We start from the raw sequence: 15,312 nt of genomic DNA, 5'->3' as shown, positions 1-15,312 counted from the left end.
TCAACTTAGTTATCATTAGAATGTTTTTCTACAAAATCAAGGATTCTAGCATTAACTTCGTTAGAGAACTCCCCATTGATTGCGTGAGATGCATTTTTCCAACTAACTATATCAATATCTTTAACGTATTTTTTTCCAGTTTCAACTGCTTTTACCGAATTGTGCATTGTACTTTTTTCAGCCATTAAGGCAAGCACTGGAACATTAATATTTTTCAAGTCTTCTTTACTAAATAGATTAGGTGCTGGCGTTTTCAATTTATAATTACGCATACCCGACTCAATTAACTTAGCGATCGGCTCATCGTCATTTATTTCTGCTCCCCCAGAAACGTAGCTTAACATCTTTTCTCGTATAAACTTAGGTACAATAGGAACGGAAGCTGGAATAGATGCCAGAATCATTTTTATGGATATTTGCGCAAATACAAAGACTGGATCTAATAAACTAGCCGTAGCAATATGCTCAGGATTATATCTGGCCAAGTTCATTGTTGTCCAACCTCCAATGGAGACACCTACGATATGCACTCTTTCTAAACCTAATCCTCCAATTACTTCATTTAACCATTCTGCTTGTTGTTTTTGGTTTTCAATCACCTTCGTTTGCACACTCATTCCAGGTTCACCTAGTAAATCTATCGTGTAAACAGGCCTTTTTTCTCTTAGACCTTCTAAATTAGGTACCCACATTGGAGTAGATGCACCACGTCCAGGGAGTAAGAGTATTGGTTCCTTATGTTTGTTTTCCTCTTTAGTAAAATAATAAGCACGAATTGTGCCATATTTCGTTTTTATATCTTTCGTATCGTTAGGTTTTGGAAGGAGTGCCATTGATTCATCGTAAGCAATTTGAAAATCTTCCTTCCCTTTTTCCGATATAAAGTGACCAATCTTATTATCATCTCTCTTCATTTGAATTCCTCCTTTCTACAAATATATGGATGAACTTTATCTATATATTCATGGTAATCATCCATTGAAAATTTATCTTCTTTAAGGCAAAACTCTCATTTAGAAAAAAGAAAATCGTACGTTTAGATACAATTTGGCAACAAACTAACTATTTTCTTGTACATTAATAGACAACTACTGCAAGAGTTATAGTTTTTATGTTTTCATTTATCTTTTTAATCAGATGAATGCTTTTTTTAGTACATAATAAAAAATATCCAGAAAAACTGTCACAAAATCTGTTTTTCTGGTTTCTCTATAATACAGGTATCAAATTGAAAGTGAGGTTTAAACGAACATGTTAACCATAGAAAATGAAGAAAGTCATGCTTCTGATATGACCTTTGAAGATTTATTTAAGCAGTACTATGCTTACGCTGTGAAACAGATCATCTGGATTGTTAAAGATCAATCTATCGCTGAAGAGTTAGCACAAGAAGTATTTTTACAATTATATCGTAGCGATTGGAAAGGAATTGAAAACATACCTGGATGGTTGATTAAATCTTCTACTTATGTAGCCTATAACCATTTTCGATCTGAAAAAAGGCAGCAAGCGAAGATTGATAAAGAAATACAATACCATGAAGTACAAAATGTTTCATCATTAGACGATGATTGGATAAGAAAAGAAGAAATTACAAAGGTCCAAACGATACTAAATAAAATGAATGATCGAGAAAGAACCCTTTTACTAATGAAATTCTCTGGTTTTCAATATAAAGAAATTGCAGAAGTACTTCAAATTGAAATATCTTCTATTGGAACATTATTAGTCCGAGCCAAAATGAAATTTCGCAAGATTTATAAACAAATGGAGGAGGCATAACAAATGAAATGTTATGATATCGGGTTTATTCAAACATATATTGATGGAGAACTTTCTCATGATATAAGAAAGGAATTCACAAAGCACCTAGATACATGTGAAGCATGCCAAGATTTATTAGTAGAAATTAGTAAATTAAATCAATGGGAAAACGTAATGCTAGATGAAGAATCTGCAAATTCACCACAAGAAATCAAAATTGATATAGAACAAGCATGGAAAACATTTGAAAGCCGTTCCAAGTTAGACAATGTTTCTAATATAAATCACAAAAAGCACCAAAAGAAGGGAATGTTTACAAACATGAGTAAAAAATCAAAACGTTTCATTTATACAGCAGTAGCTGCAGCAGCACTTTTCACAACAGCAATGATTCCACAAGTACAAGTAGCGGCTACAAATGTTGCTTCATATTTTTCTGATGCAATTACAAATGATAAAGTTGTAAATGAAGGAATAACAGATAAAAATGGCGTCACACAAGATATGATGAAGAATGGTAAATATATTACTATTGATGAAAAAATTACAGATCAAGGTATTACTGTACATCTCAAAGAATTATTTATCGCAGATTCACGTATATCAGTTCATTATAGAATAGAAAAAGCTGACGGAAGTTTAGTACCCTTTGAATTTGATACATCAGGATTAGATCTTGAAAGTGATGGTAAAATTAATGGGCAACAAGAGGAAAACCCTGAGATTAAACATGATGGGAGACTATCATTTATCCATGATTCAGATGATCGTCTTCCTTTTGAACTTATGGCAGCAGGTAAAAAATTAAATGATGTCGGCATTCGTGATAATGATAAACCTGAAGGTGTTTCTACATTTGTTATAACTACTGAAGAAAAAGAGGTTTTTAAACAGTCTCTTACTTTAGACGTAAATATAACTAGAATTGGAAAAGTAATTGGATCTTGGAAAGCTCAAATTCCAATTGATACTTCACATTTGAAAAATAATACGAATTAACATGAAAAAAAGAATAGAACAATATGTATCTAATTCTCAGTTTATATGTTTTCTTGTTTTCGTTACATTTATTTCTTATATAGTTTTTACTCTATCTTTTATTTATGATTTAAGTGTATAACCTTAAATCAATCATTTAAAACCATTACAAGAAAAAGCCCTCTAAAAAGTAGGGAAATAAATAACCGGTTTCTTAACGTATAAGGAATCGGTTATTTTGTATTTAAAATGCGTTTAAAAGTACAATTTTCTTTTTTATAAAAAAGAATAGACACCTTAAGGTGCCTTCCTCCGACTTGAACCATCTTAATTTTAATAATATGTATTAGACTCCAGTCCAACTATTATTTTACCACATTAAGTTGTTTTGTTTATTGAGAAATACAATGTTTTATTTGTGCTAATCTTCTGTATTAGTTCATTTTGTAGTCCGTGCAGCGGTTAACAAGAAAATAATAGCATTGATGACACCTAAAAGTCCCTGCTTAATCCACATAGATAATGCAGCATTTGTGCCAATGGCTAGAAAGATAAGCATTACTGTGTATCTATTGAATCTCAGTATAGACAACCTCCCAATGGGACTATATTTAAGGGAATTTCATCATTTTTTTGTTCCGTAAAACATTGTACTTCCTAATGAAGAGAAATTCAGTTTTACTTCTATAACTCACCCTGTTTCCACTCTTTATTATGGATATCCAATCCTTCTTGACCAAAGAAATGGAGAATAAATTCTTTTTCATCACTATCAGTTTTTTTAGCTAGTTTAGATCCCTCCATACTTTGCTTTTTTCCTGAACGTAAATAATGAATTTCTTCAAAGTCTTTAACTACAGATTCGAAATCTCCACCATACCATTTGTTCAGTATAGATTCATATTTTGGTCTTTCATTATTATTAATAACATTTAAGTTGTTTTTTAAGTATTGAATGTTTTCTTTCGTCATTTGAAATCGCCCTACATCACGGGTACCGGAAACATGAAGATTATTCCCATTGAATGTGAGTTTTTGTAAAGACATATGTATCATCATATCATTTATAGTTTGCTCGTTTTGGATTTCACCAATCGACTGTGCCGCTTTAGAGAGTTCATCTTCACTTACTACATCACTATCTTTTTGCTGCTTTTGAATGGTTTGAACTTTCGGTTTTTCCTGAACCTTTTCTTCTTGTTTAGGTTTTGATTCAGTTGTAGTCTTCTCATTTGAGCTACAAGCAGCCATTCTCATAAGCAATGTACCGCATGTTAATGCCATTAGTAACTTTCGGTTCATTTTTTTCCGCCTATCTGCATTAGTTATTTTAAACAGTTTTTTTAATGTAAGATTTCTCATCTCATAGTAGCAAAGAATTTATCTATATATTGTCATGTTTTGTCGAAGAATAATAAAAAAACAACCTAGATCCTATAGGATCTAGGTTGCTTTTAATACGTAAACGTAATCGTCACTAAAGAATACCCTTCTTTCGCATTGTAAGGCTCCGCTTTATAAGAAACTCGATTTGCCCCTTGCGGATAATCGATTTCGCCAATTGCCTTTTTCACATCTTGCAGTGCACCATTCATTGATTGCTTGTACAGCACTTCAATTTTCTCTGGTTTCGCACTATAGCGCTGCTGCATTTTATTTTTTAATTCGGTATAGTTGTTTGCGATATATTCAGTTCCTAAATAGTTTAACTTTGTATCTTTTAATATTTGCTGATATGCAGGCGTTTTCGTACTACCTGCCGCAATTTTGTTTGTCAGTGTACTATAATAATTTGTTGTAGCTTGCGGATAGTCTCCGCGGTTCCACTCATGATTTCTTGCGATTTGTTCATCTGATAAATTGAAATACGAATACGTTACGCGGCCCTGTTCATCTGGAACCGGATCATCGAATGTTGTATCAAGGTGATACCATTTATTTTCGATTTTCACTAAATTCCAAGCATGAGGTTGTCCGTCCCCAGTTCCTGTCACGAAATGATTTTCAATTCCTGCTTCTTTTAATAATTGATACGTTAATAGTGCGTAACCTTGGCAAACCGCAGAACGATTTACTAGTGCTTCATATGCTGTGTAAGCTTTATAAGACGTATCATAAGAAACATGTTTTACTACGTAATCATGAATCGCCTTCACTTTTTCGTGATCATCCATTCCAACTTGAGTAATAGAAGAAACGATTGCTTTCGCTTGTTTCATGACATATTCCGTCTGTTCTTTCGTTTCACGATATGTAATCTTAAGCGTAAATGTATAATTTCCAGGTGATCCAGAAAGTCCATATGAAACATTCGATCTATTATTATTTGTATACTCATTTTTACTTGCAACTTCTTTATATGCGTTAAAAAGTGTATTCATCACTTCGTTTGTATTATTGTTTTTCGTTTTATATGGAAGTGTAATAGTCGTTTCATACGTATTAATACGCTTTTGTACTTCCTCTTTAAACGCTGTTAATAATGCCGCATCTCCTGTATCTTTCACATCGGCATTTTTATATTTTAAAGTTTTATATAAAAACTGCGCATACTGTTCACGTGTTACTGTGCCATACGGTTCAAAATTCCCGTTCCCTGTGCCATCTGCGATTCCATTTGACTGCACTGCACTAATTGCGTTTTCTGCCCAAAATGGATTTGGAACATCCTTAAAGGTATGTTTTTGTTTTGCCGCAAGATGGAAAGCATTTGTAAGAATTTGTGCCATTTCCGCACGACTCACAGAAGCTTTCGGTCTAAATTGGCCATTTTCATCACCTTTAAAAACTCCTAAATTCGTTAAAGTTAATACCTCTTCTGGAAACATTGTAGAACTTTGATTAATATCACCGTAAGGATTTTTAAACGTAGACCCATCCTTTAATACGTAACGAGTTCCATCATTACTAAACGAACCGCCTTGTTTATTCGGTACTAACACTCGATAAATTAAAGCCGCAACTTGCTCCCTTGTCGCAACATCTCCAAAACCAAATATCCCATTCCCATAACCGGAAATAATATTTTTACTCGCTAAATCTTTAATCGCAGGATATGACCAATGTGATGTCGGCACATCAGAAAAAACACCCACTTCAGCAGCCTTCACACCACTGCCATTTGTATATAACAACGCACCACCAATAAGTGATAATGATGTAATTGATTTTAATAGTTTTGTATACATAATGTCTTCTCCCAATACGTTCTCTATTTTTGTTGGTTTATGTCGAAAAATCTAAAAATATGACAAAATATATTATACAATTAAAAGTTTTTGAGGGATATATTGAATTTTAAAATATGCAAAAATTCATATTGTTATAAGGATTCATAGTGATATTATATTATTTTACTTGCGAATATATAAATAAAAAAACGCTCATTTGAGCGTTTCATCTATATACCTAATAATTACTTTTTCTTCACTTAGAACTCTTCTTCGGTAATAATCCTTTGATATAACAACTCTTTATACTTCAATATTTCATCAGCCCCACGGCTCTCCATGCGTATATTGTATAACACTTGTTGTATTGACCTTTGATTGGTCCGTTGAAACATTTACTCCATTTAATAGTATGACCGTAATTATTAATCCAATTGAACTGCTGATGATCCTTTTCATTTTAAAGCCCCTTTCTGAAAACCTTTTTCTTTTTCTTTATATCCTAAATAGAAGTATTCACTAGATTTTATTGAATTTCCTTCTTCATGATATTTAACCGCTAATTTTTCAGCATATTCCTGGACATATTGCCATAAACCTACTTCATTAAAGAAAGAAATTCCTTTAGAAATGGCTAACTCTAATTCTTCAGCAGAAACATTCTCATTCATTTCTTTTAGAATTGTAAAATGATGTTCATATTCTTTTTGTTCCAGTTCATTACAAATTATTAATCCTTTTTCAATTAAGGACGCTGCAAGCTTTGTCTTTCCTAACTTTAAATTCTCTCTAGCTTCCAAAAAAATCGCTCTAAAGTGATTCGGAATTTTTTGTGATACTTCTGATAAGTAACGAAGTGCTAAATCAGATAGGTTTTGCTCTGCATACATAACCCCTAAACTATGTCGAACTCGTAACATTAGCTCCTCTTCATTCTGCTTTTTCAAAATATCCAGAGACGACATGAAATAAACTTCTGCTTGTTCAAATTCATTTAGCTTTACACATGCTAAACCCAGAACATTGTCACATGCTGCCACCTTCCTGCTATACCCGTACAGCCCTTCAAATGTATTCCTTGCTCTAGTTGCATATTGAATTACTAAAATAGGCTGACAAACGTGATAATAATAGCTTGATAGCTTAAAGTTAAATTCTGCTTTTTCGATTGGATCTTGAATATTTCCCAACAAAGATTCTGCTATTCCATAATGCTTTTCAGCCACTTTAAAATCACCGTTTACTGTAGCATGAGAAGCCTTAAAGAAATGGTAATAATATAATAAAGATTCATCTGATGGAGCTTCATCTAACTTCATTTTTCTTAGATCATTCTTAGATATGTCAGATTGATGGGGATAAAACTCTGCACTTAACATTTTAAATCTAAAATCTACAAGTGAATAAAACTCTGTATTCTTTCGATCTTCTTCCATACTATTAACTTTTGTATCAATACTTTGTTTTAATTCCTTTGCCTTAGAGAAATTCTGTGAACGAATTTCTCTATACCACTCATGTAAAAGTAAATTGATTTCTTCCTTTTTTATTACATGTACACTCATATAGCCCCTTCTCCTTTGTCTATAGATTACTAACATAATAACAAAAATCTTCCAGTAAAACTTTTAATTTTCTGAATATTGTTGTTTCAAAAAAATTTCTCAATACAATCCCACCATTTTATCCCTTTAAACTATAACTTGTTCTGTTCCTTATTCGTTTCTATATAAAAATAACACATCATTATTAATAGTGATGACACATGAAAGTCTATCCTTTCATAAGAAAGCCTCTTTTCTTTTGTACATTATATCCATTAGGACTCATTTATTTTTTACGAAACCCACCCTTTTGCTTCCGCCGGCGACGAGGAGTGGGGTTTTTGTTATCTTTTTCTAAAATTTGTTTCCTAAAAACATACGCAGAAATTTTACGTACAATGGTTTTCACAAATACTTTTAGAAGTTCAAACAAAACTCCATTAGAGATAGTTTTATTAAATTTTTCACCACTAGCCGCAAAAATATCTTATAATCTCTATATAACAAATTAATGTATTAGGAGTAGATAAAATGCCAGTTACACTCGAACTTATTCTTTTCATTCTTATAGCAATTAGTGCTGTTGGCTATTTAATAAAAGAATTTCAAAAAACTAGGAAACGAACACTTGGAATTTCACTAGAATTTTTAGTTCTTTTCTGGTCAATATGGAGAATATCAACTATTATAATCTAATTTATAAAACATAAATTCCTTCGAATGAAGTGAAACTCTAATCAGCGGGCGTTTTATGGGATAAATTTACCAGTATTTTTACCACAACATTCATGTTAAAATCCCTTGTGAGTACGACATAACTCGACCTTATGAAGCTCCGTAGCTTTTATCGCGGAGCTTTTTTTATTAAAATTAACGCTTTTGTTCACTTTTTTGATACATTTACGAAACATTCATATGTTACGTTATATAAGTCCTTTTTTAAATCTTATTCATTCTAGCAAAAAGTCCTAGTCCCCCTAGGGCTTTTTCGCATTCAAACAATGAGTTGTATTTTTTCTCAATAACCGAAACTACTTAACGTGGTAAAATAATAATCAGACTGGAATTTAACACCATATTACAATGGATCAAATCGCAAAAAGCACCTTAGGGTGTCTTTTTTATAGAGAATCAGTTTAAAAACTAAAAATAAAAGAACCTCAATAAATGAGGTTCAAAAAATCTACTATTTTAAATTACCTTCGTAAAAAGCAACTCCATTTTGAACATGTTTTAAGTACCACGTAATCGTCCCGCCACAAACATTTTCATTAAAACTATTAGCATATACTCCATTTGAGTAATAAAGAGTTCTTTTGAATTTACCATTAGAATACTCATAAGGAATTGAGCATGTTGCTTGCTTCGGAGAGCTCACAGCTTTTTGCGTATCAGCTGAAGCTGCACCAATTCCCCCTGTTAATGCAATACCTGTTGCTACTGCTCCTACTACTAATTTCCTGAACATAATAAATCCCCCTTTAATAGTTTTTATAGCTTACAACTTAAATGTATCACTTTTGTAATTTATGTAAATATCTTGAATATGTAGAAATATTTATTTAATTATTGGTAATATTAGGATTTTATTTTATCAAATGTAAAATAGAGGGATTAGAGAAGCATGTGAAAATACAGATAGGTTTATATTAAATGAACGTGGTCCAAGTCGGCGAAAGGCACCTTTTGGTGTCTTTTTTGTACATAAAAAAATCTCACCATCTTATAGAAACGATAAGCCCTTTAAAACAATAATTGCAACTATATTAATTTTACATTAAGGTTAGAGAATGTTCTTATATTAATAAAGTGCTAAATAGTAGGTGGAAAAATGGAATTTAACGATTTGGGTATTACCATTAAAGAACTTAGAATTAAAAAAAATATATCACAATCCGAATTATGTCATGGAATATGTTCACAAAGTCAAATTAGTAAGATCGAAAAAGGTATGATTTATCCATCTAGTATATTGTTATATCAATTATCAGAAAGACTTGGTATTGATCCGAATAACATATTTGCACTAACTCAAAATAAAAGATTAAAATATGTAGAAAATGTAAAATACGTAATAAAAGATTGCTTAAAGCAAAAACAATATAAAGAACTTTATGAAATAGTGAAAAAAGAGAAAAACTTAAATAATTTTCAAACAAAAGAAGAGAAACAATTTCTAATATGGCATGAAGCAATTGCTATATTTATGGTGGATAAATCATTAAAAACTGCTTTAGATTTTCTAAATAATGCATTAAAACTGACTTTAACTAATTCTGATTTTTTATCAGAAAGAGAAATAGATATTATGCAAACAATGGCTATATTTTATGCGGAAAATAAAGAATATGAAAAAAGTATTAATATATTAAAAAGATGTTTAAGTAATTTTAATAAGTTAGATTTTCCTAGAGATAAAGAAATTAAGTTGAAAATCATGTTAAATTTAGCAAAATCTTTGGACTTCACATATCAACATGAAGAGGCAATAAAATACATTGATAAGGGCATCAAATTAGCAATTAATCTAAATACGTTATACCTATTAGGTGAACTATTCTATTTAAAAGGTCAGTTATTATTAAAAATTAAACAACATAATGTAGAAGATGTTATTTATAACTGGAAAAAAGCATTATTTATATTTGAACTAACAGAAAAAGAATATTATACAAAAATGCTACCAGATGAACTTATTGAATTACAAAATAAAAAACACTCATAATTTCGTAAAAACTACTTACAAATCCCACAGAAAAAATCCCTATAGCTTTTAAACTTAAAACGCTAATATTAAAATAATTTAAGTCGGCAGAAGGCACCTTTTGGTGTCTTTTCTTTATTTTTACAAGGACCTGCTCAATTAATTCTTAAAAACATAATAGGAAACATTGTTTTATTTATCCCATTTTCATTCATGCTATATATAAAATTCGTTAATAAATCCACCTCAAACATACTTATATGCATAGGAGTATGTTTGAGGTGGAACTTCTTCAAATACTAGTTCCTTTTATAAACCGTTTTTTGATGTAGATGACATTATTCTCAATACAATAGAATGAATTATGGGAACATATTTAGCAATATATATCAAAAAACAATATTAAGAAACCCCCTCCACCTTAAGGTAGAAGGGATCTTTTAATTTCTATTTCAAACTACCTAAAATTTCTGTAACGATAACCCCAAGCGTATGTGCACCTGCATCTGGATATCCTAAACTTCTTTCACCAACTACCGCTCCTCTGCCGAATGATCTTTCAACGATAGATTATATGCCTTGAAGTGCTGTTTGCAACATTTCAATTCAGATATACGACAGTAAAGAATACATCATCACTGTGTCAGCAAGCAAAAGTGTATTCTGCATTTCTGAAAACAGTAGATGGCAGATTATGACCTACTGAATCTGCTAAGAAAGAATATACAAGAACATCCTTAACATCCTCTTTATTTCCACTAATGATGACATCAAGAAAATCTTCTATTTGGAATTCTGGAGTAAATAACACAATCTTAGTTGTTCTGTTTGGTTCTAAAGAAACAAAAGTACGAGAGATTTCAACTAATTCATTTTGAGTTGGGAAAAAAGTGTTTCGACTTCTCTTAACAGTTACCGTTACATTACTAGTATGGCAACGTGAATCATTGTTTAACATAATGTTGAGAGCAGTTGGAATAATCCCATTTTCAGAGACTGGAACTCGAAACACTCCAGTAGATTTATGGGCCATATAATCACATCCTTTCAAAATAAAATATATTTACAATATATTAGATGCAAAAAACGTTCATTTTGATATGGACAAATTACATGATTAATATATCTATAATAACCCTCGGTATTACTAAGCCAATGTTTTAAAAGATTAACAAATATCGCGAGAACCAATCGAATGTATATTAAAAGTAAAAAGAATAAGTTGTCTAAAAGACCCCCTATTTTGAGCCAATAATGAGACATTATGTTAATCTTATATGTATAGCTGCACAAAATTGAGAAACTTAAGGAGACAGATAAATTTTATGAGAAAATTATCTATATTACTTACTTTCATTCTAGTATTAGTCAGTGTTACGGCTGCTTGCACACAAGATAAAACAGATAGTGCCGTTGAAAATGGTCCAATAGAAGAACCAACCGCAAAAAATGAAAATGAAGAATTAATAAATTTTGAAGAAAAAGAAGAGATGAGCCGCTTGGAACAAGGTATTTTATTAGTTGGTGAGAGTGTTAAGGGAGGGTATTACATGGCCGCTGTTCAAAGTGCATATTTAAATGCTAGCAACGATTCCGTCATTGTTAATGTCTCTGTAAAAAATGTACGAGGTCAAACGATTGGACTATCAGAATTAAAATATAACTTAAAAGATGAAAAAGACGGAAAGATCTATAAAGGAAAGGTGCTTGATCAAAACCCTTCTGATATACAAGTTAAACCAAATGAAACGGTAGAATTGAAAATAGCTTTTGAAGTACCAGGTACCGTAGATGAATATATGTTTTATATTGAAAGCTCTTTAGACCCTCTACAAACATACTGGAAAATTGATAAGCTGCAATCACAAACAAACTAAGTCTAAAATAAGCAAAAAGCAATGAAAAATTTGATATAGATACAAATGAATACTATATAAACGTAAGACCATCGATTTAATGAATCGTTGGTCTTTTTCAAAAAATGCCCCATTAAAAACTAAGAGATAAAAAAGAACTAATCTCTAGAAGAGATTAGCTCAATATATCCAAAGCTATTATGGTACATAGTTTTATGAGCAAACGTTATATAATGTTGTATGGGATACATAACCTGTCATCCCTTTATATGTAACTTTTAACCACTGTTTAGAATTACTGTAATGACCTTGAACATATTCACCAGTTACCCATGTTCCAGTAATTTTCGTACCATCATTAAATGTATGTAAGACAGGTGAATCGACAGTATAACCACTGCGCATCTTTGCACCATATACACCTACCGTACCTCCCTTTGCACAAGCTGCTACTACATTTTCATTTTCAGTAGCATTCGTAGCCGCGAAAGCAGAGCCGTTAAATGTAAATAAAGTAAATATAAAAGCTGTTAGTACTGTACAAATAGATAAACGACGTAACAAAATAAATTCCCCCTTTTTTTATAATTTACTTCTTCACAAATGATTATCTTAAATATTCTAACTATTTTAAATATATTAATGTTGAGAAATATTAGTTGTATTTTTGAAATAAGATTTTATCAAAAACAGTAACAAACTCATATTTTACTGAGAAAGAACCGAAAGAAGTCTTCTACATATCAACTATATAAAAATCCCTCCACCTTAAGGCAGAGGGACTTTCTAATTCCTATTTCAAACTACCCGCAATCTCCGTAAAGATAACTCCAAGCGCATGTGCACCTGCATCAGGGTATCCTAAACTTCTTTCGCCAACTGTACCGGCGCGGCCCATGCGAGCTACGATTTCTTTCGTATACTCTGCTCCTTTAACCGCTGCTTCTGCTCCTTTTTCAAAGGCAGTTTTTACGTCTACTTCGTTTGAGGCGCTATCTAACCAAGAATCTACACATGGAGCAAGTGCGTCAACTAATGTTTTGTCACCAACTACCGCTCCTCTACCGAATGATCTTTCACCGATAGATTGTATGCCTTGCAGTGCTGCTTGTAACATTTCAGCGAATTCTTTCACTGTTAGCTCACGTTTTTCGCCTGCTGCTTTACTAGCTGCGCGGAATGCTCCGCCCCAAATTGGACCAGATGCGCCGCCGCAATGTTCCATAATAATCATGGAGCAACCGTCAAGGAATGATCCGATCGTTACGTTTTCTTGTTCTACAATAGAATGCCACTCACGTTTTAATTGCTTAAATCCTTTTGCAACACTCATTCCGAAGTCGCCGTCACCTGCATGTGTATCTAACTCACAAAACGGTACTTCATTTTTAATAATAATATCGCTCATTTTATCAACGAGATAAATCATGTTGTTTAATGTAATGACATTATTTTTAATAACAGCGTGCTCTTCCGCTGTTTCTATTTCAAATGAAACTTCCTTCTCTTCTGCCTCTTCAAGTACATTCACGTACTCTACACTTTCAACTGGTCCATCTACTTTAAACGCAGGTGTATTACATTCTTTTGATAGTAATGTTTTTAGCTCTTCATCTAACTTCATTACCGTTAAAGACATACCAGCCATATCAATACTTGTCATATAGTTACCGACGAATACTCTATTAATTTTAATGTTTCTAGCTGCTAGTTCTCTCGTAACGGCGTTGTTAAATAAGTAAAGTTCTTGCAGTGGTGTTCCGCCAAAACCGTTAACTAGAAGTGCGATTTCCTCGCCATCTTTTACTCCTAAATCTTTCATTAAATCATTTGTCATACGGTTAGCTAATTCATCAGCCGACAGCATTTTTTCACGCTTAATTCCTGGTTCGCCGTGAATACCTACGCCGTATTCCATTTCATCTTCCGCAAGTGTGAAAGTAGGTGATCCGCTCGCTGGAACTGTACAAGACGTTAACGCTAAACCGATTGTGCGCACGTTAGCCGCTGCTTTTTCTGCTACAGCTTTCACCGCTCCTAAATCCATACCTGCTTCCGCTGCTGCGCCGGCAATTTTATGAACTAAAATAACTCCCGCAACGCCGCGGCGTCCTACTGTATATAGGCTATCTTCTACCGCAATATCATCGTCCACTTTTACGTAGTCGACTTCAATTCCATCTTCCGTCGCTAAATGCGCACCGTTTTTGAAATTCATAATATCGCCGCTATAATTTTTAATAATTAATAACGTACCTTTTTTACTAGCTGTCTCTTTAATCGCTTGGTAAACTTGAATTTGCGAAGGAGAAGCAAACACATCTCCGCACACTGACGCATCTAACATTCCTTTTCCGACTAATCCTGCATGTGCCGGCTCGTGACCACTACCGCCTCCACTAATTAACGTTACTTTATTTTCGTTCATTTCTTTCTTCTTAATTACTTTATATTTTTTCAAAAGCTCAAGCTCTGGGTGAGCCATAACCATTCCGTTACACATTTCCATTACTAATGTTTCTGGTTTGTTTATAATCTTTTTCATTGTAGTTCTCCCTCAATTCCTTTAATATATTGTGATATATTTGAAATCTTCTTCTTACTACTCATGTTAAAATGAAAGCGTTTTATAGTAAACGGACAAAATGGACAATCTGTCTAAAGACACCGCTCTCATTTATAGATAGGATTTTTATATTAATAACATTCTAGGGATGATTCAGATGACCTCTTCTATAATTTCTAAAAAGATAATCGCGAACTCATTGAAGTATTTAATGGAAACAGAGTCGTTTCATAAAATATCAGTGAGCGATATTATGTTACACTGTCAAATGCGTAGGCAAACTTTTTATTATCATTTTAAAGATAAATTTGAACTATTAAGCTGGATTTATAGAGAAGAAACGAAAGAAAATATTATAGACTTTCTCGATTATGAAAAATGGGAAAACATTTTCGATTTATTATTTGATTACTTTTATGAAAATCAAAAATTTTACCGAAATGCTTTTAAAGTTATTGAGCAAAATTCGTTTAATCACTATTTATTTGAGCATACGAAAAACTTATATATGAAGATTATTGATGAATTATCTGTGAGCTGTGGATTCAGCCTTTCTGATGAGACCAAAAATACGATTGCCTCCTTTTATAGTCACGGCTTCGTTGGAACGATAAAAGATTGGATTGAAAGCAAGTGCGAAGTAGATCCATCCGTTATGTCTTCTCTTATGAAAAATATGATAAACAATCAATTACTACTATTACTTGAGCAATCAGCAAAGTAATTAAAG

The 15,312-nt window shown here is 32.4% G+C and carries 15 protein-coding genes; 5 read left to right on the top strand and 10 right to left on the bottom strand.

Translation table 11 applies throughout. The features are described from left to right. Nucleotides 1-5: 5 nt before the first annotated feature. Nucleotides 6-914, bottom strand: coding sequence for an alpha/beta fold hydrolase (locus QCI81_RS19285; RefSeq protein WP_071731861.1), 909 nt, complete (start codon nt 912-914; stop codon nt 6-8). Between the two features lie 337 nt (nt 915-1,251). Here QCI81_RS19285 and QCI81_RS19280 point away from each other — a divergent pair, with 337 nt between their 5' ends. Further along, on the top strand, nt 1,252-1,782 hold the full coding sequence (locus tag QCI81_RS19280; RefSeq protein WP_000955505.1) for an RNA polymerase sigma factor SigX: 531 nt from the start codon (nt 1,252-1,254) through the stop codon (nt 1,780-1,782). 3 nt (nt 1,783-1,785) lie between these two features. Then, on the top strand, nt 1,786-2,763 hold the full coding sequence (locus QCI81_RS19275) for a DUF4179 domain-containing protein (protein WP_071731860.1): 978 nt from the start codon (nt 1,786-1,788) through the stop codon (nt 2,761-2,763). Between the two features lie 663 nt (nt 2,764-3,426). Here QCI81_RS19275 and QCI81_RS19270 read toward each other — a convergent pair. From QCI81_RS19270 to QCI81_RS19250, 5 genes are all read right to left on the bottom strand, one after another. Continuing rightward, nucleotides 3,427-4,044 carry a DUF6241 domain-containing protein gene (locus tag QCI81_RS19270; protein ID WP_071731859.1) on the bottom strand — a complete coding sequence of 206 codons (618 nt, stop codon included), beginning with the start codon at nt 4,042-4,044 and terminating at the stop codon, nt 3,427-3,429. Nucleotides 4,045-4,196: 152 nt separating this feature from the next. Further along, nucleotides 4,197-5,930 carry an S-layer homology domain-containing protein gene (locus tag QCI81_RS19265; RefSeq protein ID WP_071731858.1) on the bottom strand — a complete coding sequence of 578 codons (1,734 nt, stop codon included), beginning with the start codon at nt 5,928-5,930 and terminating at the stop codon, nt 4,197-4,199. 303 nt (nt 5,931-6,233) lie between these two features. After that, nucleotides 6,234-6,371, bottom strand: coding sequence for a Phr family secreted Rap phosphatase inhibitor (locus QCI81_RS19260; protein ID WP_071731857.1), 138 nt, complete (start codon nt 6,369-6,371; stop codon nt 6,234-6,236). Further along, nucleotides 6,368-7,477: a response regulator aspartate phosphatase gene (locus QCI81_RS19255; RefSeq protein WP_016082632.1), complete on the bottom strand. Its 1,110-nt coding sequence runs from the start codon at nt 7,475-7,477 to the stop codon at nt 6,368-6,370. The genes QCI81_RS19260 and QCI81_RS19255 overlap by 4 nt, the downstream gene beginning before the upstream one ends. A 1,165-nt stretch (nt 7,478-8,642) precedes the next feature. Beyond that, nucleotides 8,643-8,924: an LCI fold-containing protein gene (locus QCI81_RS19250; RefSeq protein ID WP_000488870.1), complete on the bottom strand. Its 282-nt coding sequence runs from the start codon at nt 8,922-8,924 to the stop codon at nt 8,643-8,645. A 363-nt stretch (nt 8,925-9,287) separates the two neighbouring features. Here QCI81_RS19250 and QCI81_RS19245 point away from each other — a divergent pair, with 363 nt between their 5' ends. Next, entirely contained in the window at nt 9,288-10,181 is an 894-nt protein-coding gene (locus QCI81_RS19245) for a helix-turn-helix domain-containing protein (RefSeq protein WP_016082633.1), read from the top strand. 426 nt (nt 10,182-10,607) lie between these two features. On the opposite strand, the gene QCI81_RS19240 is transcribed toward QCI81_RS19245, so the two are convergent. Next, entirely contained in the window at nt 10,608-10,727 is a 120-nt protein-coding gene (locus tag QCI81_RS19240) for a DAK2 domain-containing protein (protein WP_071731883.1), read from the bottom strand. 76 nt (nt 10,728-10,803) lie between these two features. Beyond that, the gene (locus tag QCI81_RS19235; protein ID WP_000940659.1) at nt 10,804-11,193 is read right to left on the bottom strand and encodes a hypothetical protein; all 390 of its coding nucleotides are present in this window, start codon (nt 11,191-11,193) and stop codon (nt 10,804-10,806) included. Nucleotides 11,194-11,485: 292 nt separating this feature from the next. On the opposite strand from QCI81_RS19235, the gene QCI81_RS19230 reads away from it, so the two are divergent. Further along, nucleotides 11,486-12,037, top strand: a complete 552-nt coding sequence (locus tag QCI81_RS19230) for a DUF4352 domain-containing protein (RefSeq protein WP_071731856.1) — start codon at nt 11,486-11,488, stop codon at nt 12,035-12,037. Between the two features lie 192 nt (nt 12,038-12,229). Here the strand turns inward: QCI81_RS19230 and QCI81_RS19225 are convergent, their stop codons facing one another. Both QCI81_RS19225 and dhaK read right to left on the bottom strand, forming a co-directional pair. After that, the gene (locus tag QCI81_RS19225; RefSeq protein WP_000946191.1) at nt 12,230-12,580 is read right to left on the bottom strand and encodes an SH3 domain-containing protein; all 351 of its coding nucleotides are present in this window, start codon (nt 12,578-12,580) and stop codon (nt 12,230-12,232) included. Nucleotides 12,581-12,809: 229 nt separating this feature from the next. Further along, a complete protein-coding gene (gene dhaK / locus QCI81_RS19220) occupies nt 12,810-14,561 on the bottom strand; it encodes a dihydroxyacetone kinase subunit DhaK (protein WP_353810870.1) in 1,752 nt (583 codons plus the stop codon). Nucleotides 14,562-14,739: 178 nt separating this feature from the next. On the opposite strand from dhaK, the gene dhaS reads away from it, so the two are divergent. Beyond that, nucleotides 14,740-15,306, top strand: coding sequence for a dihydroxyacetone kinase transcriptional activator DhaS (dhaS, locus tag QCI81_RS19215; protein WP_000204213.1), 567 nt, complete (start codon nt 14,740-14,742; stop codon nt 15,304-15,306). The last annotated feature ends 6 nt before the right edge of the window (nt 15,307-15,312 follow it).

The sequence above is a fragment of the Bacillus cereus group sp. MG20 genome (assembly GCF_040459885.1).
GTDB classification, from domain to species: domain Bacteria; phylum Bacillota; class Bacilli; order Bacillales; family Bacillaceae_G; genus Bacillus_A; species Bacillus_A cereus.
The sequence above is the reverse complement of the archived record's forward strand: the minus strand, read 5'-3'. Positions and strand labels throughout refer to the sequence as shown.

Coding starts and splice junctions, on each gene's coding strand:
- QCI81_RS19285 (WP_071731861.1), bottom strand. CDS start 914: ATGAAGAGAGATGATAATAAGATTGGTCACTTTATATCGGAAAAAGGG.
- QCI81_RS19280 (WP_000955505.1), top strand. CDS start 1,252: ATGTTAACCATAGAAAATGAAGAAAGTCATGCTTCTGATATGACCTTT.
- QCI81_RS19275 (WP_071731860.1), top strand. CDS start 1,786: ATGAAATGTTATGATATCGGGTTTATTCAAACATATATTGATGGAGAA.
- QCI81_RS19270 (WP_071731859.1), bottom strand. CDS start 4,044: ATGAACCGAAAGTTACTAATGGCATTAACATGCGGTACATTGCTTATG.
- QCI81_RS19265 (WP_071731858.1), bottom strand. CDS start 5,930: ATGTATACAAAACTATTAAAATCAATTACATCATTATCACTTATTGGT.
- QCI81_RS19260 (WP_071731857.1), bottom strand. CDS start 6,371: ATGAAAAGGATCATCAGCAGTTCAATTGGATTAATAATTACGGTCATA.
- QCI81_RS19255 (WP_016082632.1), bottom strand. CDS start 7,477: ATGAGTGTACATGTAATAAAAAAGGAAGAAATCAATTTACTTTTACAT.
- QCI81_RS19250 (WP_000488870.1), bottom strand. CDS start 8,924: ATGTTCAGGAAATTAGTAGTAGGAGCAGTAGCAACAGGTATTGCATTA.
- QCI81_RS19245 (WP_016082633.1), top strand. CDS start 9,288: ATGGAATTTAACGATTTGGGTATTACCATTAAAGAACTTAGAATTAAA.
- QCI81_RS19235 (WP_000940659.1), bottom strand. CDS start 11,193: ATGGCCCATAAATCTACTGGAGTGTTTCGAGTTCCAGTCTCTGAAAAT.
- QCI81_RS19230 (WP_071731856.1), top strand. CDS start 11,486: ATGAGAAAATTATCTATATTACTTACTTTCATTCTAGTATTAGTCAGT.
- dhaK (WP_353810870.1), bottom strand. CDS start 14,561: ATGAAAAAGATTATAAACAAACCAGAAACATTAGTAATGGAAATGTGT.
- dhaS (WP_000204213.1), top strand. CDS start 14,740: ATGACCTCTTCTATAATTTCTAAAAAGATAATCGCGAACTCATTGAAG.